Origin of the sequence: Saccharothrix sp. 6-C (assembly GCF_016695385.1) — a bacterium.
Lineage (GTDB): Bacteria > Actinomycetota > Actinomycetes > Mycobacteriales > Pseudonocardiaceae > Actinosynnema > Actinosynnema texasense.
In genome coordinates this window covers 1,215,196-1,233,961 of sequence record NZ_CP064192.1, presented here as the reverse complement: position 1 = coordinate 1,233,961, position 18,766 = coordinate 1,215,196, and the positions used below count along the sequence as shown (strand labels likewise).

The 18,766-nt window shown below is 71.8% G+C and carries 19 protein-coding genes; 9 read left to right on the top strand and 10 right to left on the bottom strand.

Annotated elements, in window-relative coordinates:
- Positions 1 to 758 precede the first annotated feature (758 nt).
- Together IOD16_RS05840 and IOD16_RS05835 are read right to left on the bottom strand one after the other, a co-directional pair.
- Positions 759 to 1,565 carry a DUF3159 domain-containing protein gene (locus tag IOD16_RS05840; protein WP_201439194.1) on the bottom strand — a complete coding sequence of 269 codons (807 nt, stop codon included), beginning with the start codon at positions 1,563 to 1,565 and terminating at the stop codon, positions 759 to 761.
- Complete coding sequence (locus tag IOD16_RS05835) at positions 1,562 to 1,939, bottom strand: OB-fold nucleic acid binding domain-containing protein (protein ID WP_123743304.1); 378 nt, start codon at positions 1,937 to 1,939, stop codon at positions 1,562 to 1,564. Before IOD16_RS05835 ends, IOD16_RS05840 begins: the two co-directional genes overlap by 4 nt.
- Before the next feature lie 105 nt (positions 1,940 to 2,044).
- On the opposite strand from IOD16_RS05835, the gene IOD16_RS05830 reads away from it, so the two are divergent.
- Positions 2,045 to 2,722, top strand: coding sequence for an alpha/beta fold hydrolase (locus IOD16_RS05830; protein ID WP_201439193.1), 678 nt, complete (start codon positions 2,045 to 2,047; stop codon positions 2,720 to 2,722).
- Here the strand turns inward: IOD16_RS05830 and IOD16_RS05825 are convergent.
- Both IOD16_RS05825 and dut read right to left on the bottom strand, forming a co-directional pair.
- The gene (locus IOD16_RS05825) at positions 2,719 to 3,345 is read right to left on the bottom strand and encodes a DUF3710 domain-containing protein (RefSeq protein WP_123748012.1); all 627 of its coding nucleotides are present in this window, start codon (positions 3,343 to 3,345) and stop codon (positions 2,719 to 2,721) included. The genes IOD16_RS05830 and IOD16_RS05825 overlap by 4 nt on opposite strands.
- A 5-nt stretch (positions 3,346 to 3,350) precedes the next feature.
- Complete coding sequence (gene dut, locus IOD16_RS05820) at positions 3,351 to 3,818, bottom strand: dUTP diphosphatase (protein WP_123743306.1); 468 nt, start codon at positions 3,816 to 3,818, stop codon at positions 3,351 to 3,353.
- A gap of 24 nt (positions 3,819 to 3,842) precedes the next feature.
- Between dut and IOD16_RS05815 the strand changes: the two genes are divergently transcribed.
- Positions 3,843 to 4,307: a DUF3093 domain-containing protein gene (locus tag IOD16_RS05815; protein ID WP_170185073.1), complete on the top strand. Its 465-nt coding sequence runs from the start codon at positions 3,843 to 3,845 to the stop codon at positions 4,305 to 4,307.
- 186 nt (positions 4,308 to 4,493) lie between these two features.
- On the opposite strand, the gene IOD16_RS05810 is transcribed toward IOD16_RS05815, so the two are convergent.
- Positions 4,494 to 4,793 (bottom strand): DUF4193 domain-containing protein, encoded by a 300-nt coding sequence (locus IOD16_RS05810; protein ID WP_053717171.1) that lies wholly within the window; start codon positions 4,791 to 4,793, stop codon positions 4,494 to 4,496.
- A gap of 430 nt (positions 4,794 to 5,223) precedes the next feature.
- Here IOD16_RS05810 and cei point away from each other — a divergent pair, with 430 nt between their 5' ends.
- A complete protein-coding gene (cei, locus tag IOD16_RS05805; RefSeq protein ID WP_268957683.1) occupies positions 5,224 to 5,946 on the top strand; it encodes an envelope integrity protein Cei in 723 nt (240 codons plus the stop codon).
- Positions 5,947 to 6,071: 125 nt separating this feature from the next.
- Here cei and IOD16_RS05800 read toward each other — a convergent pair whose 3' ends face one another.
- Positions 6,072 to 6,872 carry an inositol monophosphatase family protein gene (locus IOD16_RS05800; RefSeq protein WP_123748013.1) on the bottom strand — a complete coding sequence of 267 codons (801 nt, stop codon included), beginning with the start codon at positions 6,870 to 6,872 and terminating at the stop codon, positions 6,072 to 6,074.
- 95 nt (positions 6,873 to 6,967) lie between these two features.
- On the opposite strand from IOD16_RS05800, the gene ppgK reads away from it, so the two are divergent.
- The 6 genes from ppgK to IOD16_RS05770 all read left to right on the top strand — a co-directional run bounded on the left by ppgK (position 6,968) and on the right by IOD16_RS05770 (position 14,158).
- Positions 6,968 to 7,729: a polyphosphate--glucose phosphotransferase gene (gene ppgK, locus IOD16_RS05795; RefSeq protein ID WP_123743309.1), complete on the top strand. Its 762-nt coding sequence runs from the start codon at positions 6,968 to 6,970 to the stop codon at positions 7,727 to 7,729.
- 170 nt (positions 7,730 to 7,899) lie between these two features.
- Positions 7,900 to 9,228, top strand: coding sequence for an RNA polymerase sigma factor (locus IOD16_RS05790; RefSeq protein ID WP_198932892.1), 1,329 nt, complete (start codon positions 7,900 to 7,902; stop codon positions 9,226 to 9,228).
- Positions 9,229 to 9,408: 180 nt separating this feature from the next.
- Positions 9,409 to 10,902: a vanadium-dependent haloperoxidase gene (locus IOD16_RS05785; protein WP_201439192.1), complete on the top strand. Its 1,494-nt coding sequence runs from the start codon at positions 9,409 to 9,411 to the stop codon at positions 10,900 to 10,902.
- Positions 10,903 to 11,352: 450 nt separating this feature from the next.
- Positions 11,353 to 11,532, top strand: coding sequence for a DUF7455 domain-containing protein (locus IOD16_RS05780; protein ID WP_015800348.1), 180 nt, complete (start codon positions 11,353 to 11,355; stop codon positions 11,530 to 11,532).
- 150 nt (positions 11,533 to 11,682) lie between these two features.
- The gene (locus IOD16_RS05775; RefSeq protein WP_236594770.1) at positions 11,683 to 12,036 is read left to right on the top strand and encodes an RIP homotypic interaction motif-containing protein; all 354 of its coding nucleotides are present in this window, start codon (positions 11,683 to 11,685) and stop codon (positions 12,034 to 12,036) included.
- 7 nt (positions 12,037 to 12,043) lie between these two features.
- Complete coding sequence (locus tag IOD16_RS05770; protein ID WP_201439190.1) at positions 12,044 to 14,158, top strand: tetratricopeptide repeat protein; 2,115 nt, start codon at positions 12,044 to 12,046, stop codon at positions 14,156 to 14,158.
- Here the strand turns inward: IOD16_RS05770 and IOD16_RS05765 are convergent.
- From IOD16_RS05765 to IOD16_RS05750, 4 genes are all read right to left on the bottom strand, one after another.
- Positions 14,051 to 15,223, bottom strand: coding sequence for an ROK family transcriptional regulator (locus IOD16_RS05765; RefSeq protein ID WP_201439189.1), 1,173 nt, complete (start codon positions 15,221 to 15,223; stop codon positions 14,051 to 14,053). The two genes, IOD16_RS05770 and IOD16_RS05765, sit on opposite strands and share 108 nt — an antisense overlap.
- Before the next feature lies 1 nt (position 15,224).
- On the bottom strand, positions 15,225 to 16,655 hold the full coding sequence (locus IOD16_RS05760) for a sugar ABC transporter permease (protein WP_201439188.1): 1,431 nt from the start codon (positions 16,653 to 16,655) through the stop codon (positions 15,225 to 15,227).
- A 56-nt stretch (positions 16,656 to 16,711) separates the two neighbouring features.
- A complete protein-coding gene (locus IOD16_RS05755) occupies positions 16,712 to 17,485 on the bottom strand; it encodes an ATP-binding cassette domain-containing protein (protein ID WP_123743315.1) in 774 nt (257 codons plus the stop codon).
- 123 nt (positions 17,486 to 17,608) lie between these two features.
- Positions 17,609 to 18,745 (bottom strand): sugar ABC transporter substrate-binding protein, encoded by a 1,137-nt coding sequence (locus IOD16_RS05750; RefSeq protein ID WP_123743316.1) that lies wholly within the window; start codon positions 18,743 to 18,745, stop codon positions 17,609 to 17,611.
- Between the last annotated feature and the right edge of the window lie 21 nt (positions 18,746 to 18,766).

Here is an 18,766-nt window from a genome sequence, read left to right as displayed (position 1 = left end):
GCAAAGGCATGGTCGCCGTCCGCCGACCGCGACACGCTGTCCCGGATCAGGAAACCGCCCGCGACCAGGGAACGAGGACCATGAGAAGAACAGCTACCGCCATCGCGGCCGCCGGCGCCATCGCCTGTGCGATCGCCCTACCGTCGACCGCGCAGGCCGTTCAAGGTGAGTGCGTGTTGACGTGGGGCTCCGGGGGCAACAGCGTCACTGTGCTCTGCGCCGGCTCGTATCCGGACCAGTTCCGGGCCGCACTCATCTGCTACACGAGCCCCACGTCGGGGTACACCCAGTACGGACCCTGGAAGTACGGGGGCGCAGGCAGCTCCGGCGCCGCGTGCGGCAATGGCGAGGAAGCGGGAAGTGCCGGGGTGAGATGGCGAGTCGTGTACTGACCGCACGCGACGTATCGACGCCTGGCACGCCGTGTGGGGAGCCGGAGCTTCCAATTCGGACGGCGCCGCGTACGTCGCAAGCGGTGCCGGCGCCACCATCCGCACAGGGTCGTCGACCAACGGCAGCCGATCGCACTGCGGGGTTGTGATCTGCCTGGGCGGCTTGCCGTGCGGGCGGCGGTCCATCGCGAACGGCACGGATGACTGCGCCGAGCGCTGCCCCGGCAGTCGGTGCCCATGAAGGCGGTCGTGGGTCGGCTCGGTCACTCCCCGGAGCAGCCTGACGTGCTGCGGCCGAGCAGCGCGCCGCCCGCCGCCCACCGACTCGCCGGTGGGCGGCGGGCCTGTGGGCGCGGGTCGGTCGGGCTAGCGGTCCTCGGTTCGGGCTGGTGCCGGACGAGGGGTTGGAGCGTGCCGCGCCTTGTCGGCGTCGGAGAGGACCTGGTCGGTCGCGGCGTCGAGCATCTGGTCGTAGATGTTCGGCTCGCCGTTGGCCTCGGACTGGGCGCGGAGGCGTTCCTCGGCTGCCCGGTTCTCCTCTTCCTCACGGGCGAGGGTGGCTTTCAGGCGCTTGTCCGACCGGCGCACCGCCCAGACCGTGGCGACCAGCGCCACCGCCATCAGCGGGTAGCCCATGGCCAGCCGCGCGGCTGCCAGCCAGCCCACCGACGCCTCGTCGTACAGCCACCGCTGCACCACGAACCGCGCGATGAACACCAGCGCCCACACGAGGGTGGCGATGTCGTAGTCCCGGACGCTCGCCTTGTCCTTGCGCCACGTCTGGCCCTGGCCGTTGAGGAACGACCAGATCACACCCGCGAGAGGCCACCTGACCAGGATCGACAGCACGAACCCGCCGCCGTAGACGAGGCTCTGCCAGATGCCGAACAGGAAGAAGCCCTTGGCGTCGCCGGTCCGGTAGGCGATGAACGCGGCGATGCCGACGCCGAAGACCGCCGAGACGGCGGGCTGCACGGAGCCCTTGCGCAGGGCCAGCACGATGCCGATCACGACGGAGAACGCCAACGCGCTCCAGATCGCGGGCATCAGCCCGGCGAACGCGTTGACCAGCACGAACACCACGACGGGCAACGAGGAGAACAGCAGGCCGCTCACGCCGCCCATCTGCTCGAGGAGGGTGGGCTGCTTCTCGGACTCGTTCACTTGTGTCATGAAGCGTTCTGCAGCTCGTAGTAGGGGTTGTAGAGCACCTTGCGCCCGTCGCGCACGGCGATCCGACCTCTGGCCTTGATGGTGCGACCAGGCTCGATGCCCGCGATCCGGCGCCGGCCCAGCCAGACCAGCGTCACGCCCTCGGTGCCGTCGTACAACTCCGCCTCCAGCGTGGCCGCCGCGTCACGCGGGCACAGCTCGACGCTGCGCAACCTGCCCAACACGGTCACCTCTTGTCCGGACTTGCAGTCGCACGCACGGATGGCCCCGACGGCCACGGCTTTTCGTGACAGGTCGTCGGCGTCCAACTCGCTCACGTCGGTGGTCAGCCGACGCACGAGGCGGCGCCAGTAGCCACCCCCAGTACCAGTCATCCCCGACTCCTGGAATGCGCGGGGCCTCGACGACGAAGCCCGTCCAACAGCCAGCGTAACCGGGTACACCCGACCGGGTATCCGACTGGGGGAGGATCTGCCGTCATGAGCTCGTCACGTGCCGTTCTGCTGCCGGGCACCGCGTCCGACGAGGTGTTCATCTCCGCGGTGTTCGCCCGCCCCCTGGCCGAGGCCGGGTTGGCGCTGCTCGCGCCCGCGTCCCGGGGCGTCCGGGAGCACGTGGCGGCGCTGGACGCCGCCTGGGACGGCACGCCGCTGGTCGTGGGCGGTGTGTCGCTGGGCGCGCACGTGGCGGCGGCGTGGGCGGTGCGGCACCCCGAGCGGTGCGCGGGCCTGCTGCTGGCGCTGCCCGCCTGGCACGGCTCGGCGGACGGCGCGCCGGCGTCGGCGACGGCACGGGCCAGCGCCTCGGTGGTGGGGTCGGCGGGCGTCGAGGCCGCGTTGACCGGCGTCGACGGGTGGCTCGGCGACGAGCTGCGGCGGGCCTGGCCCCGGTACGGGTCGCGGCTCGCGGACGTGCTGGAGGAGGCCGCCGGCGAGCCGGCGCCCTCGTTGGCCGAGCTGAGCGGCCTCACGGCGCCGGTGGGGGTCGCGGCCTGCACCGACGACCCCATTCACCCGTTGGAGGTCGCCCGAGCGTGGGTCGAGGCACTCCCCCGTGCCGCTCTGCGCACGACGACGTTGGCGGCGCTGGGCGCGGACCGGGAGTCCCTGGGCCGCGCCGCGCTCGACGCCTACCGCTCCGCGCAGGCGGCGGTCTAGCCCTGCTGCTGCGCCTGGATGTGCCGGGCGATGGCCTCGGGCAGCTCGATCGGCAACGGCGTGCGCACCGGCATCGCCTGCTCGCCGCGCACCACGACGGTGTCCCGCATCAACGCGTAGAGGGCGTCGGTCGCCTTGGCGCTCTGCTCCTCCGTCGGGGCCGCCGCGATGCCCCGCAGCATCCACCGCGGCCCGTCCACGCCGACCACCCGAAGGTGTACTTCATTGTTGCGGGCGGTGATCTCCTCGCCCCACTCGCCGTTCTCCCGCAGGATCCGGAAGCCGTCGCTCTTGAACTGGGCGATCATCTCGCCGCTGACGTCCGGCCACAGCCGGTCCTGCTTCGGCGCGGCGAACGCGCTCACGGTGAGCTGGCCGACGGTCGTGAGCAGGTGCACCGCCCGCACCGCGCCCGCCGGGTCCATCTCCACCTGGAGCTGCACGCCCTCGGGCACGGGCAGCCGGATCGAGCCGAGGTCCAGCCGGTTCAGGCCGTCGTCCGGGGCCTGCGTCGAGTCGAACGGCCCCTCCTCCGCCTCCTCGGCGCCGTCGAACTCGACCTCGGGTTGCGCCGTCCCCCGGTTCGCGGAGTGCCTACCGCGCTTGCGGCGCTTTCCGAACATCGCCTTCACCCCTCCGTCCGGGCGAGCACGTCGTGCCCGCCTGTAGAGCCGTAGCCGCCCTCGCCCCGCGCGGAGCCGGGCAGCTCGTCGACTTCGCGGAACACCGCGTGCTCCACCTTCTGCACCACCAGCTGGGCGATCCGGTCACCGCGCGTCAGCACTACGGGCTCGCGCAGGTCGTGGTTCACCAGGCACACCTTGATCTCGCCCCGGTAGCCCGCGTCGATCGTGCCCGGGGTGTTGACCACGCTCAGGCCGACGCGCGCGGCCAGGCCGGAACGCGGGTGCACGAACCCCGCGTACCCCTCCGGCAGCGCGATCGCGACACCGGTGCCCACCACCGCGCGCTCCCCCGGTTCGATCACCACGTCGGTGGTCGTCACCAGGTCGGCCCCGGCATCACCCGGTCGGGCGTAGGCCGGGAGCGGCACGGCGGGATCGAGCCGGGACAACAGGACCTCGACGCTGGGCACGGCGCGCGAGACTACCCTGGTGGCGTGAGCGAGACTGCTGTGACCGCCCCGATCGCGTTCCGCGAGCGGTTGTACGTGCCCTGGTGGGGTTGGCCGCTGCCGCTGGCCGCGGCCGTGCTGCTGGCCGCCGAGATCCACATGGGCTTCCCCGGCGTGCGGTCGTGGCTGCCGTACGTGATCACCGTGCCGCTGGCGGTGCTGCTGATCGTGCGGATGGGCTCGGCGAAGGTCGAGGTGTCCGGCGGCGAGCTGAGGGTCGCCTCGGCGCACGTGCCGCTGGAGCTGCTCGGCGAGGTCGAGGTGTTCGGCTCGAAGGACAAGCGGAAGGCGATGGGGCCGAACCTGGACCCGATGGCGTTCGTCACCCACCGGGGTTGGGTCGGGCCGATGGTGCGGGTCGAGCTGCGGGACCCGGCGGACCCGACGCCGTACTGGCTGTTCAGCGTGCGTTCGGCGGAGAAGCTGGCGGCCCTGCTGCGCGATCGGTGAGGTCGTTCGGCAACGGGACTGGGCGCCACCCCGGCGGTGGGGGTGAGCGCCCAGGTCTGGTCGTAGGAGCGTGTTCGGTCGTGCCTCGGTGTGGTCGTTCGGCGGTGCTGGTTCGTTCGGCGGTGCCCGGTCGTGCCGGTCGTGCGGTGGTGCCGGTCGTGCGGGTTCGTGCCCGGTGGACGTGCCTCAGGCGCAGTCGCGGCAGATGTACTGGCCGTTGACTTCCTCGGCCAGCCTGCTGCGGTGGTGCACCAGGAAGCACTTCGAGCACGTGAACTCGTCCGCCTGCTTCGGCAGGACCTTGAACGTGAGCTCCTCACCGGACAGGTCGGCGCCCGGCAGCTCGAAGTTCTCGGCGGTCGCGTCCTCGTCGATGTCGACGACCCCGGACTGCGTTTCATTGCGCCGCGCCTTCAGCTCCTCGAGGGAGTCCTCAGCGAGTTCGTCCGCCTCGCTGCGACGCGGTGCGTCGTAGTCGGTCGCCATACTTCTTTCACCCCTGCGGTCAACGGAGACTGTTCGTGTCGCTGGTTAACGCACCAGCGCCCCTATTTGTGCCCTCCGTCCCCAGTGACGGAGGTCTCGCTCGCGCGGCCGGGCGCCAACCCCCTGTTCATCGACGCTTCCAGGTGTCCGGCGGTGCGCGGAGCGCCGAGAGGGTAGCTCATCGATCGGGGGGTCGCGCAGCGGGTTCCCCCTAATTGAGCAGACGGGTGAGAGGCCCTTCACACGCTGGCCAGATAGGCTTGGACGGGCACCACCCACCCGGTCCTCCCGTGCTCCGCCGCCAGACCAGGGCGTTGACCGTCCGCGACCGGGTGATCGCACCCCGCTACCCACCTGCCCGAGGCGCGGGCCGGCGGGGGGCGGCATAGCCTGATCACTGTCAGCACTGCGCCAGGGGAGGTCGACGGACGTGGTACGACCCGGTACGGGGAGCAGCGGGTCGTCGCGATACCGGAAGCGACGGCCGTTGCCGGCGCTCATCCTGTTCCTGGTGCTCGCCGTGACCGCCGTCGTGGTGTGGAACCGCGTGCTGGCGGACGCGGGCGACGTGGACGCGGCGATCAAGTGCAATTCACCCGGTGGTGTGCCGGCGCCGTCGTCGGGCGAGCCCGCCGCGCCCGCGGCCGAGCCCGCGCCGCCGTTGGGGACGGTGCTCGCGCACGACGCCTTGGACCGCACCGACCCGGTGCCGGTGGGCAGCGTGCAGTTCCGGGTGTTCAACGCGAGCACGCAGCGCAACCAGGCGCGGTTCGTGGCGACGACGCTGGAAGAGCTGGGCATGAAGCAGGCCGCCGAGCCGGGCAACGACCCGGTGTACCCGGCGCAGGACATGGACTGCCGCGGCCAGATCCGGTTCGGCGCGCCCGGCGCGGGCGCGGCGCGGACGTTGAGCCTGGTCGAGCCGTGCCTCGAGCTGGTGCGCGACGAGCGCCAGGACGCGACGGTGGACGTGGCGATCGGCCAGAAGTTCAGCGAGGTGAAGCCGAACAGCGACGCCCGCAAGGTGCTCGACCAGCTCAACGAGTGGGCGATGCAGCAGCCCGAGCAGCAGGGCGGCCAGGCCGCCGAGGGCTCCACGCCGCTGTCCCTGAACGCCGACAACCTCAAGGGCGCCCGCGACACCGTGTGCTGACCGGGCGCGGTGAGGCCTCGCGGCGGTCGGTGGCCGGTCGGGGCGCGCGGGGCCGTGGTCGATCGAACCCGGGTGTCCCCCTGGCCGGGGGACACCCGGGTCGGCTTCGCGGTCGCGGCCGGTGGTCAGACGTCGCCGAAACCGCACTCCACGAGGGCCGCGAGCAGGGCGTCCGCGATGCCCGGGGCGGCGGCGAAGGTGGCGTCCTCCCCCAGTTCCGGCAGGTCACCCGGCAGGTGGACGACCGCGCCCGCCTCGCTCGCCAGCAGCGACCCCGCCGCCCAGTCCCACCGGCCCAGGGTGTGCTCGGCGTAGGCGTCCAGCCTGCCCGCCGCCACCGCGCACAGGTCCAGCGACGCCGCGCCGGCCCGCCGCATGTCCCGCACCCTGGTCGCCAGGCCCGCCCACGCGTCGGCCTGGCGCTGCCGCCGCTCCGCCCGGTAGGCGAAGCCGTAACCCAGAAGGGACAGATCCAATCGGGTGGCATCGGACACCGTCAGCCGCCGGCCGTCCAGCCACGCCCCGCCACCGCGCGCCGCCGTCCACACCCGCCCGCTGACGGGTTCCACCACCGCGCCCGCCAGCGACTCGCCGTCGACCTGAGCGGCCACCGACACGGCGTAGTGGGGGATGCCGTACAGGTAGTTCACGGTGCCGTCGATCGGGTCCACGACCCAGGTCAGGCCCTCGACGGCGGCGCTGCCGCCCTCCTCCTCGCCGATCACCGGCTCACCGGGCCGCAGCTCGGCGAGCCTGCCGCGGATCAGCTGTTCGGCCGCGCGGTCGGCCGCGGTGACCACGTCGGTGGCGCTGCTCTTGGTGTCGACATCGGTCACGGCGGCGTCGCGGGTGGCCACGGCCAGCTCGCCCGCTTCGCGGGCCACGAGCACGGCGACTTCGACCAATGAGCGCGGATCGAAACGCAACTGTTCCTCCTGCGTCACTCTCACGGGACTATCGGAGAACTGCAGGCTAATGTCTGCGGCCACGGTTACTGAATCGAGTAGGAAGGGCCACGGGGATGGGCATGACCCGCGGGTTCGGCGTGGACATCGGCGGTTCCGGCATCAAGGGCGGGCTCGTGGACCTCGAAGCGGGGGCGCTGGACGGTGAGCGGCTGCGCATCACCACACCCCAGCCGTCGACCCCGGACGCGGTCGCCGACGTCGTCGCCGAGATCGTCGAGAAGTTCAACTGGGACGGTCCCGTCGGCGTCACCCTGCCGTGCGTGATGAAGCACGGTGTCGCGCACTCCGCCGCGAACGTCGACAAGGCGTGGATCGGCACGGACGCCGCCGCGCTGTTCGCGGAGCGCCTCGGCCGGCCGACGGACCAGGTGGTCGTGCTCAACGACGCCGACGCCGCCGGCATCGCCGAGATGCGGTTCGGTTCCGGTGTCGACCGGGACGGCCTGGTGGTCCTGCTGACGTTCGGCACGGGCATCGGCAGCGCCCTGTTCCTGGACGGCAAGCTCGTGCCCAACACCGAGTTCGGCCACCTGGAGGTCGACGGTCACGACGCGGAGAAGCGCGCCGCGGCCTCGGTGAAGGAGGACAAGGGCCTGACGTGGGCCGAGTGGACGCCGCGGGTGTCCCGGTACATCACCGTGCTGGAGAACCTGATCTGGCCGGACCTGGTCATCGCCGGCGGCGGGGTCAGCAAGAAGGCGGAGAAGTGGCTCCCGCTGCTCGAGGTGCGCACCGAGGTGGTGGCCGCCGCGCTGAAGAACGACGCGGGCATCGTGGGGGCGGCCGTGGCCGCCGCGCAAGGTCTCCGGCACTGAATTCCGCAGCGTTCCACCTGCGAGAACGCGTGCCGGACCACCTCGGATGACGCCGGGGGGCAACGGCACGCGATTCTCGTCGTTACAATGGAACGGTGCCCCGCTGACGAACGATCCGGCGGGGGATCCCCCGTACTCAGGCGACCGAGGTTCGCGCCCTTCGGTCGGCCTTGATCGACAGTCGCGAAAGGGCGTACGTGGCAGCCGCGAAGACTACTCAGGCAGCTCAGGCTGACGCCGAGGAGACGCCCAAGGCCACCTCGGCGAGGAAGGCCCCGGCGAAGAAGCCGGCGGCGAAGACCGCCGCGGCGGGGAAGACGGCCACGCGGGCGCCGCGCAAGACGGCCGCCAAGGCCGCCGCTGCCGCGCCTGGCAAGGTGAAGAAGGACGGCGAGGAGCCCGAAGACCTGGAAGGCGCCCCGGACGCCGAAGACCTCGTCGACGACGTCGAGTTGATCGACGAGCCGGTCGAGGAGGAGCCCGCCGAGGAGGAGGCCAAGCCCGGCGAGGGCGACTTCGTCTGGGACGAGGAGGAGTCGGAGGCCCTGCGGCAGGCCCGCAAGGACGCCGAGCTCACCGCCTCGGCCGACTCGGTCCGCGCCTACCTCAAGCAGATCGGCAAGGTCGCCCTGCTCAACGCGGAGGAGGAGGTCGAACTCGCCAAGCGCATCGAGGCCGGCCTCTACGCCGCCGAGCGGGTGCGCCGCGCCGAGGACGAGCAGGAGAAGCTGACCCCGCAGATGCGCCGCGACCTGCGGTGGATCGTGCGGGACGGCGAGCGGGCCAAGAACCACCTGCTGGAGGCGAACCTCCGGCTCGTGGTGTCGCTGGCCAAGCGCTACACCGGTCGTGGCATGGCGTTCCTGGACCTGATCCAGGAGGGCAACCTCGGTCTGATCCGCGCGGTGGAGAAGTTCGACTACACCAAGGGCTACAAGTTCTCCACGTACGCGACGTGGTGGATCCGCCAGGCGATCACCCGCGCGATGGCCGACCAGGCCCGCACCATCCGCATCCCGGTGCACATGGTCGAGGTCATCAACAAGCTGGGTCGCATCCAGCGCGAACTGCTCCAGGACCTGGGCCGCGAGCCCACCCCGGAGGAGTTGGCCAAGGAAATGGACATCACCCCGGAGAAGGTGCTGGAGATCCAGCAGTACGCCCGGGAGCCCATTTCGCTCGACCAGACCATCGGCGACGAGGGCGACAGCCAGCTCGGTGACTTCATCGAGGACTCCGAGGCCGTGGTGGCGGTGGACGCGGTGTCGTTCACGCTGCTGCAGGACCAGCTGCAGTCGGTGCTGGCGACGCTGTCCGAGCGCGAGGCGGGTGTGGTGCGGCTGCGGTTCGGCCTCACCGACGGCCAGCCGCGCACGCTGGACGAGATCGGCCAGGTCTACGGGGTGACGCGCGAGCGGATCCGGCAGATCGAGTCGAAGACGATGTCGAAGCTCCGGCACCCGTCGCGGTCGCAGGTGCTGCGCGACTACCTGGACTGATCCCCAGGCTGAAGATCACGCTGAGCCAGGGCCCCTCGACCTTTCGGTCGAGGGGCCCTGGTCTTTGAGCACTTCTTCACCCGATCGGACGCTGCCACCGTTCACTCTCCGTGCTGTTCTGGAGGTGGCGCAGCCGCCGGGGGGCGGCAATGGGGTACGCGCCGGCACAGGGGGAAGTCCATGAGTGAACGTCGCACTGAAGCACGCCTTTCACGCCTGGCCGCGGCCGAGGCGCTGGACCGGCAGCCGTGGCCGGAGCACGCCGACAACGGCGAGGAGGGCGACTACCCGTACGTCGCCAACTACAGCAAGGGCCTGCCGCACGACGAAGCGGGCGAGGTGCGCCCCGAGGCGTACAACACGCTGCTCAGGGCCCTGTCCACGGGCCGGAACGAGGACTTCGAGCGCATCCCGCTCGGCCGGGGCGTCAAGCTGACCAACCCGCAGGCCGGCCTGGCGTTCGACCTGGAGGGGCCCGACCCGCAGTCGCTGCTCCTGCCGCCCGCGCCGCGCATCGACTCCGCGCGCAACTCGGCCGAAGCGGTCGAGCTGTACTGGATGGCGCTGACCAGGGACGTCCCGTTCGAGCAGTACGACCGGCACCCGCTGATCGCGCAGGCGGCGCAGGAGCTGTCCCGGCTGAGCGACTACCGGGCGCCGAAGGTCGACGGCCGCGTCACGCCCGCCACGATCTTCCGCGGCGGCACGCGCGGTGACCTGCGGGGACCGTTCCTGTCGCAGTTCCTGCTGCGCGACATCCAGTACGGCACGCTGCGCATCCCGCAGCTGCACGACACCGTGCGGCCGGACCGGGACTTCCTGACCGACTTCGACGCGTGGCGCGCGGTGCAGGAGGGTGGGAGCACGCCACCCGTGAAGCGGGACCACGTGAACCGCCGGTACCTGCACAACGGCCGTGCCATGACCAACTACGTGCACTTCGACGCGTTGTACGAGGCCTACCTCAACGCGGCGCTGATCCTGCTCGACCTGGGCGCGCCGGTCGACGCGGGCAACCCGTACCGGTACTCGGCGAACCAGGCGGGCTTCGGCACCTACGGCGCGCCGCACCTGTTGTCGCTGGTGACCGAGGTGGCGACGCGGGCGTTGAAGGCGATGTGGTTCCAGAAGTGGCACGTGCACCGCAGGCTGCGGCCGGAGGCGTTCGGCGGTCGGGTCCACGCGCACCTGTCCGGGCTGCGCGACTACGCCATGATCGACCGCGAGGTGCTGGACTCGGAGGCGGTCAAGCTCACCTACGAGAAGCACGGCTCGTACCTGCTGCCGCAGGCGTTCCCGGAGGGCTCGCCGACGCACCCGTCGTACGGCTCGGGTCACGCGACCGTGGCCGGCGCGTGCGCCACGGTGCTGAAGGCGTGGTTCGACGAGTCGTGGGTGCTGCCCAAGCCCGTCGTGGCCAACGCCGACGGCACGGCCCTCGTCCCCTACACGGGTGGCGACGCGCTGACCGTCGGCGGCGAGCTGCACAAGGTGGCGGCGAACATCGCGACCGCCCGGAACATGGGCGGCGTGCACTGGCGCTCCGACTTCACCGAGGCCGTGCTGCTGGGCGAGGCGGTCGGCATCGGGGTGCTGCGGGACCACGTCCGGGTCAACCACGAGGACGCCTCGTTCGGCCTGACGCGGTTCGACGGGCGGCGCGTGCGGATCTGAGCGGCCGGCCCGCGGCGTGCCGGACGGGCGGCCGGACGGCCCGCGGACCCGACGGAGAACCGGACGGATCATGTCCGGATCGTGGAACGCGAGGCCGTGTTCGCTCTGGGCTGACCAAAGTGTTACCCGTCACAGCGGTGACCGCGGAGGACCGCCCTTCTGGAGCATCAAGGGTGCGTCGAACGCCGTATTCGCAGGTCGGAAAACCGTTGCCACGACAGCGGAACGTGAGCACGGGCCGATCGAACCGGTGGAACCGGCAGGTTCCGGCCACCCGGCCGCTGGGTAAATGAGGAGTGACGCGGGTCGCCACGGTCAGGGGAACACTGACTTACGCCCGAACGTCTGCAAGAGTGAAGGCAGCGAACACGGCGCACCCGCCAGATGCGAAGTGGTCGCAGCTAGGTGTGAGGGCACCGATCCCCGGTGCCGGGACGGAGGGAGATTTCCATGACTACGACGCTCACCCGCCCCGCGTTGACCGCTGCCGACCGCTGCGACCGCTGCGGGGCTGCTGCCCAGGTTCGCGCCGTGCTCCCCTCCGGGGGCGAGTTGCTGTTCTGCGGGCACCACGCCCGTGAGCACAGCACCAAGCTGCGTGAGCTCGCTGCCGAGTTGCAGCAGGGCTGAACACCACGAGTCCCGGCACGGGGCTCGTAGCACCCTAGCCGTCCGGGGCGGGGATCCGAGAGGATCCCCGCCCCCCTCATTTTCGGCGGACGCGCTCGCCGTGCTGTCGCCGATACTGGGGGTGACGGACGCGGGCGGGAGTGGTGCGTGGTGATCGAGTCGGTTGACCTGGTGGTGGCGGCGCTGGCCGCCGGCGCGGCGGCGGGCGTGACGGACACCGCCTCGACCGCCGTGAAGGACGCGTACCGAGGCCTGAAGTCGCTGACACGGCGCGCGTTGCGCCGGGGTGGGGTGGCGCAGGAGCCGACGGACCCGGTCGAGCTGAAGGCCGCTCTGACGGCGGCGGACGCCGGGGCGGACGTCGAGCTGGTCGCGGCGGCGCGCCGGGTGCTGGAGCTGGCGGACCCGGCGGGCGCGGCCAAGTACCACGTCGACGCGCACGACAACCAGGGCGTGCAGATCGGCGACGGCAACACGATGACGCTGAACTTCGGCGGCGAGTAGCCCGGCCGTGGACGTCCACGACAACATCGGCGTGCAGGTCGGCGACGGCAACACCCAGCACCTCCACCTGCCGCCGGCGCCGCCGGTGGCGTGGCCCGTGCGGGTCGGCGTGCCGCCGCCGGTCGCGGACCGGTACCAGCACCGGGCAGCCGAGGCCGAGCTGGCCGGGAGGTCCGCGGTGCTGTCCGGTCTGGGCGGTGTCGGCAAGTCCCAGCTGGCGGCGCGGCACGCGCACGCGGTGTGGCGGGACGAGTCGGTCGACCTGGTGGTGTGGATCGCCGCCGTGACGCGGGTCGCCGTGATCAGCGCCTGCGCGGACGCGGCCGAACGGGTCCTGCGCGATCCCGGCGGCACGCCCGAGGAGGCCGCGGCCGCCTTCCGGTCGTGGCTCGGCTCGACCGACCGGCGGTGGCTGGTCGTGCTGGACGACGTCCAGGACCCGGCCGACCTGAAGGGCTGGTGGCCGCCGAGCACCCCGACCGGCCAGGTCGTCGTGACGACCCGACGCCGTGACGCCGCGCTGTCCCGCGACGATCGCCGGTTGGTCGAGGTGGGCGTGTTCACCGAGGCGGAATCGCTGGCCTACCTGACCGCGAAGCTCCCCCGTCACGACCGGCTCGCGGCCCTGGCGGACGACCTGGGCCACCTGCCGCTGGCGCTGGCGCAGGCGGCGGCCTTCATCGCGGACAAGCCGCTGCTCACCGCCGCCGACTACCGCAAGCGCTTGGCCGACCGCCGTGCCCTGGCGCAGGTGCTGCCGGCGGAAGGCGAACTGCCCGACGAGCACCGGGCCACGGTCGCGGCGACCTGGTCGTTGTCGATCGATCGCGCCGACGCCCTCCGCCCGCAAGGCCTCGCCCGCCCGCTGCTGGAGATCATCAGCCTGCTCGACCCCGCCGGCACCCCGGTCGCCGTGCTCACGGCCGGCAACGTCCTGGCGCACCTGGCCGTGGACGCCGACGACGTCGGCGACGCGCTCGGCTGCCTGTACCGGCTCAGCCTCGTCACGCTCGACGCCGGCACGATCCAGGCGCACGCGCTGCTCCAGCGCGCCGTCCGCGACACCATCGACCCGGCGCGCCTGACCTCCCTGGCCCACCTCGCGGCGGACGCGCTCCTGCTCGTCTGGCCGCCGCACGCGACCGACAGCGCGCTGACCACGACCCTCCGCTCCGTCACCAACGCCCTGCACGCCCACACATCACCGGCGCTCTGGCACCCCGAAGCGCACGCGGTCCTCTTCCACGCGGGGACTTCGCTGGGCGAAGCCGGGCCGGCGGCCGACGCCCTCGGCTACTTCGAGGGCCTGCGGCGGGAAGCGGAGCGCCGGCTCGGGCCCGATCACCTCCAGGTCCTCCACCTCCGCAACGAGATCGCGGCGTCGAGCGGCCGGGCGGGGCACGACGCCGACGCCATCGCCGAGTACGAGCGCCTGGTCGCCGACGTCGAGCGGATCCTGGGGCCCGATGACCGGACCGCCCTGACGGTGCGGAACAACCTCGCCGTCAAGCGGGCGGAGGCAGGTGACGCCGCGGGTGCGGTCGAGGAGTTCGAGCGGCTGCTCGCGGACCACCTCCGGGTGCTGGGCCCGGACCACCCGGACACCATCTCCACCCGTCACAACCTCGCCGGCCGGCGGGCCGAGGCGGGGGACGGCGCGAGGGCGGTCGAGGAGTTCGACCTGGTGCTCGCCGACTACGTGCGGGTCTCCGGCCCCGACGACCCGCAGGCGCTCATCGCCCGGCTCAACATCGCCTCCTGGCGCGGCGCCGGGGGCGATCCCGCCCGGGCCTGCGCGGAGCTGGAGCGGCTGGTGGTCGACTGCCGCCGCGTCCTGGGCCCGGACCACCCCGACACGCTGACGGCCCGACTGCACCTCGCCTACTGGCGTGCCCGGACCGGAGAGGTCGCGACCGCGCTGGTCGACCTGCGGGAGCTGCTCGCCGACCAGCTCAGGGTCCTCGGCCCCGATCACCCCGACGTCGCGCACACGCGCCGGAGCGTCGCGGACTTGTCAGATGTCGCCCAGGACCGGCTCGAAGGCCAGCTCGGCGGCGCCGACGAGCTTGGCGTCACGGCCGAGGGGCGAGGAGACGATCCGGGTGCCGCCGACGGCACGTGACACCAGCGACCGCTGCTGCACGGTGCGCCGCAGCTGCTCCACCAGGGACTCCGGCAGCGCCGTGAACAAGTCCCCCAGCACCACCAGCTCCGGCCCGAGCATGTTGACCACCGTGATCAACCCCATGGCCAGCCACTCGGTGAACTCGCCCAGCCGGTGCGCCACGCTGTCCGGCGAACCGGCCAGCGACCGCAGCTCGGCCACGACCGTCCCCCGCGGCGCGTCTTCGGGGAGGGACAGGGCGCGGCACAGGGCCGCCTCGCCGACCTCGGTCTCCCAGCAGCCCTGGCAGCCGCAGTAGCACCGGCGACCGCCGGGGCGCACGACCATGTGCCCCAGTTCGCCGACGTAGCCGCCGGTGCCGCGCAGCGGTTGGCCGCTGGAGATCACGCCCCCGCCGATGCCGACGTCGGCGGAGATGTAGACCACGTCCGACGAGGCGCGGGCCGCGCCGCGCGCGTGTTCGGCCAACGCGCCCAGCTCGGCGTCGTTGCCGACCTGGACGGGGACCTTGAGCACCGCCGAGAGCCGTTCGCCCAGCGCCACGTCCGTCCAGTGCAGGTTCGGCGCCTCGTGCACGAGACCGTCGGCGCGGCGCACCACGCCCGGCACGGAGACGCCGACACCGACCGCCTGCACGTCGAGCTCGTCGGCCAGGAGCTTGGCCGAGTCGGCGATGTGCGTGATCACCTCGCCGGGGTCGCGGGACCGGTGGTGCAGGTTCCACGAGTCCCGGCCGAGGATGTCGCCGCCGAGGCCGACCATGGCCATCGCCACCTGCTCGACGCGGACGTCGATGGCCATCACCACGGCCGCGTGCGGCTGCGGCAGCACGAGCAGCGACGGCCGGCCGGCGCCGGAGCGCTGCGCCGGCACGCGTTCGGCCACCACGCCGGACTCGGCCAGGCCGTCCACCAGGGCTTTGATCGTGCTGCGGTTGAGGCCCAGCTCAGCCGCCAGCGACGCCCTGGTGGAGGGCCCGTCCACGTGCAGCCGGCGCAGCAGCGCCGTCCGGTTGTGCCTGCGTACCTCGTCGGGTCGGGCTCCCGCGGTCGGTGTGCTCACGTCAGCGGACGGTGGACGCCGCCCGGCGGCGGGACAGCGCGTCGACACTCGCGGCCAGGAGCAGCACGAGGCCGGTCACGATGAACACCACGGCGGCGGGCTGGTCGAGCAGGCCCATGCCGTTCTGGATGATCGCGAGCACCGCGCCACCGATAACCGCGTCGCGCAGCTTGCCCTTGCCGCCGAACAGCGACGTGCCGCCGATCACGGCCGCGCCGACCGCCATCAGCAGCGTGTTGCCGCCACCGGCGTTCGGGTCGACCGAGCCGACCTTCGACGAGTAGACGATCGCGCCGATGGCCGCCATCGAGGAGGCGATCACGAACACGCTCATCCGGATCTGCGCCACGTTGATGCCGGCGCGGCGGGCGGCTTCCTGGTTGCCGCCGACGGCGTAGACGTGCCGGCCGTAGCGGGTGCGTTCGAGCACGAACGTGCCGATGACCAGCAGGACGAGCACGATCGGCACCACGAACGGCACGCCGGTGATCACCACGAGGTCGCTCTTGGAGCGGTTGAGCGTCAAGGCGTAGGTGGCCACCGCGCCCAGCACGAGCACCACGCCGACCTTGACCAGCACGATCGGGGTGGGCGACGCGACCAGGCCGCGGCGCAGCCTGCTGAAGTGGCGGCCGAGCACGACCGCCCCGTAGCCGCCGGCGGCGATGACGAACAGCGCCCACGAGCCCGCGGTGCTCAGGTTGCCGTTGGCGACGTTGAAGATCACGTCGTCGCGCAGGCCGAGCGTGCCGCCCTCGCCGATGAACTGGAGGATGACACCGCCCCAGGCCAGGAACAGCGCGAGGGTCACGACGAACGAGGGGATGCCGACGCGGGCGACCAGGAAGCCGGTGATGCAGCCGATCGCGGTGCCGACGCAGACGGCCAGCAGCATCTCGACCCACGGGTTGGCGGGCACCCCGACCAGCGCGATGACCAGCGCGATCACCGACATGGCGACGCCCGCCCAGATGCGCATGAGCCCGGCCAGCACGGCGGCCAGCGCCAGCAGGCCGCAGAAGAGGTAGAAGACGGTGTCGCCCATGCCGCCGAGCAGGTTGCCGCCGTTGATCAGGTGCAGCGCCATCACCGAGGCGGTGACGCCGGAGGCGGTGCCCGCGGACAGGTCGATCTCGCCCAGGAGCAGGACGAACACCAGGCCCATGGCGATGATCACGACGCTCGCGCCCTGCGCGAGGAGGTTCGCGATGTTGCCCAGGGTCAGGAAGGTGTCCGCGAGGGAGCTGAACACGATCAGCAGCACGACCACGCCGAGCAGCGCGGGCAGGGAGCCGAGTTCGCCGCCCCGCAGCCGGGCCGTGTAGTCGCGGACCGCCTCGCCGGTGGACTGGGACGTGGTGTCGATGCCGAAGTCGGAGATCGCCGACCCCTGGGGTGCGTCCGGGGCGGTCTCGCTCGTGGTGTTGGGCATGCTGCGTTCCTCGTCGTGGGGAGCTCTACTGTGCCGGTGTCGATCCGGGGCGGGCATCAGATGGTCGCGGATTCGGGTCGGGCGATGCCCAGGTCCCCGGAGCGGCCGGCGGTGATCAGCTCGACCACCTGGCCGTGGGTGACGTCCTTGGTGTTGACCTCGGCCGCCATCCGGCCCAGGTACAGGCAGGCGATGCGGTCCGCGACCTCGAACACGTCGTTCATGTTGTGGCTGATCAGCACGACGCCCAGGCCCTGCTCGGCCAGCCGGCGCACCAGGTCGAGGACCTGGCGGGTCTGGGCGACGCCCAGCGCCGCGGTCGGCTCGTCCAGCAGCACGACCTTGCTGTTCCACAGCACGGCCTTGGCGATGGCCACGGTCTGCCGCTGACCGCCGGACAGCGACGCGACCTGCGTGCGCACCGACTTGACCGTGCGCACCGACAGCGAGGTCAGCGTCTTGCGGGCGGCCTGCTCCATGTCCGCCTCGTCGAGCATGCCCAGCTTGCCGCGCTCCCGGCCGAGGAACATGTTCTGCACGATGTCGAGGTTGTCGCACAGCGCGAGGTCCTGGTAGACGACCTCGATGCCCAGGTGCGCGGCGTCGCGCGGGCCGTGGATGTGCACTTCCTCGCCGTCGAACACGACCTGACCGGAGTCGGTCGGGTGGATGCCCGCGATGCACTTGACCAACGTCGACTTGCCCGCGCCGTTGTCGCCGACGAGCGCCGTGACCTGGCCCGGGTGGACCTCGAAGTCGATGTCGTGCAGGACGTGCACGGGCCCGAAGCTCTTGTTGATGCCGCGCAGCTCGAGGATCGGCTCGCTCACTGGAATTCCTCCGTCTAACCCGTCTGAAGGGGTCCAACCCGTTCTCGGGTGCAGCCCCACACGTGGGTGGGCGCGCCGGGGCGGGGTGCGTCTCCCACACCCCGCCCCGGCGCGAGCCTTGACTTACTTGATGCCGAGCTCGGTGCAGACGGCGGCCAGGTCGCCGCCGCAGACCTCCGTCGCCTTGACGAAGCCCGCGTCCACGACCGTCTTGACCTTGTCCTTGGTGATCAGCTGCGCGGGCAGCAGGACCGACTTGACGTCGCGGTTGCCGGTGGTGTCCTTGGTGACGCCGGTCGCCATCTTGTCGGCGGCGGCCGTGTCGCCCTTGGCCAGCGCGGCGGCCAGCTTGGCGGTGGCCTCGGCCTGCTCGTTGATCGGCTTGAACACGGTCATGAACTGGTCGCCGCGCAGGATGGCCTGCAGGCCCTCCGGGGTGGCGTCCTGGCCGGTGACCGGGACCTTGCCGTTCAGGCCGTACTTCTTGAGCACGGTGATGATCGCGCCCGCGAGGCCGTCGTTGGCGGCGACGACGCCGTCCACCTTCTGGCCGTTGCCGGTCAGGATCTGCTCGAAGGTGGTGCCGCCGACCTGGTTGTCCCACTTGTCGATCGGCTTCGACTGGACGAGCTTCAGGTCACCGGCCTCGTACTTCGGCTTGAGGACCTTCTGCTGGCCGTTGTAGAACAGCGTCGCGTTGTTGTCCGTCGGCGCGCCCTCGATCTCGATGATCTCGGCCGGCTTCTTGGCGGGCGCCAGCGCGGCGAGGCCCTCGACGAGGCCCTGGCCCTGCAGCTCGCCGACCTTCTCGTTGTCGAACGAGACGTAGTACTTCGAGCTGCCGCCCAGGTTCAGCCGGTCGTAGTCGATGACCGGGATGCCCTGCGCCTCGGCCTTCTTCGCGACCGTCGCGCCGATCTCGCTGTTCGGCGTGGCGATGATCAGGACCTTGACGCCGGCGTTGATCATGCCGTCGGCGAGCGTGGAGAACTTCTGCACGTCGCCCTGGGCGTTCTGGATGTCCGCCTGGAGGCCCTCGGCCTCCAGCGCCTTCTTCAGGAGCGGCTTGTCGAAGCCCTCCCAGCGCGCGGAGCTGGCGGTCTCGGGGAGGATGACGCCGACCTTCGCGCCGCCCGAGCCGCTGTTCGTGTTGGTGTCCGAGGCGGGTGAGTTGCCGCCGGACGTGTTGGCGCCACATGCCGTCATGGCAACGGCGAGGCCGGTGCCAACGGCGATGAGAGCGAGGCTCTTGCTGCGCATCCGCCATCCCTTTCACGCAGG

Bases quoted from the DNA above. Each gene is read 5' to 3' on its own strand.
- IOD16_RS05840 (WP_201439194.1), bottom strand. From the start codon at position 1,565: ATGACACAAGTGAACGAGTCCGAGAAGCAGCCCACCCTCCTCGAGCAG.
- IOD16_RS05835 (WP_123743304.1), bottom strand. From the start codon at position 1,939: ATGACTGGTACTGGGGGTGGCTACTGGCGCCGCCTCGTGCGTCGGCTG.
- IOD16_RS05830 (WP_201439193.1), top strand. From the start codon at position 2,045: ATGAGCTCGTCACGTGCCGTTCTGCTGCCGGGCACCGCGTCCGACGAG.
- IOD16_RS05825 (WP_123748012.1), bottom strand. From the start codon at position 3,345: ATGTTCGGAAAGCGCCGCAAGCGCGGTAGGCACTCCGCGAACCGGGGG.
- IOD16_RS05810 (WP_053717171.1), bottom strand. From the start codon at position 4,793: ATGGCGACCGACTACGACGCACCGCGTCGCAGCGAGGCGGACGAACTC.
- ppgK (WP_123743309.1), top strand. From the start codon at position 6,968: ATGGGCATGACCCGCGGGTTCGGCGTGGACATCGGCGGTTCCGGCATC.
- IOD16_RS05785 (WP_201439192.1), top strand. From the start codon at position 9,409: ATGAGTGAACGTCGCACTGAAGCACGCCTTTCACGCCTGGCCGCGGCC.
- IOD16_RS05780 (WP_015800348.1), top strand. From the start codon at position 11,353: ATGACTACGACGCTCACCCGCCCCGCGTTGACCGCTGCCGACCGCTGC.
- IOD16_RS05760 (WP_201439188.1), bottom strand. From the start codon at position 16,655: ATGCCCAACACCACGAGCGAGACCGCCCCGGACGCACCCCAGGGGTCG.
- IOD16_RS05750 (WP_123743316.1), bottom strand. From the start codon at position 18,745: ATGCGCAGCAAGAGCCTCGCTCTCATCGCCGTTGGCACCGGCCTCGCC.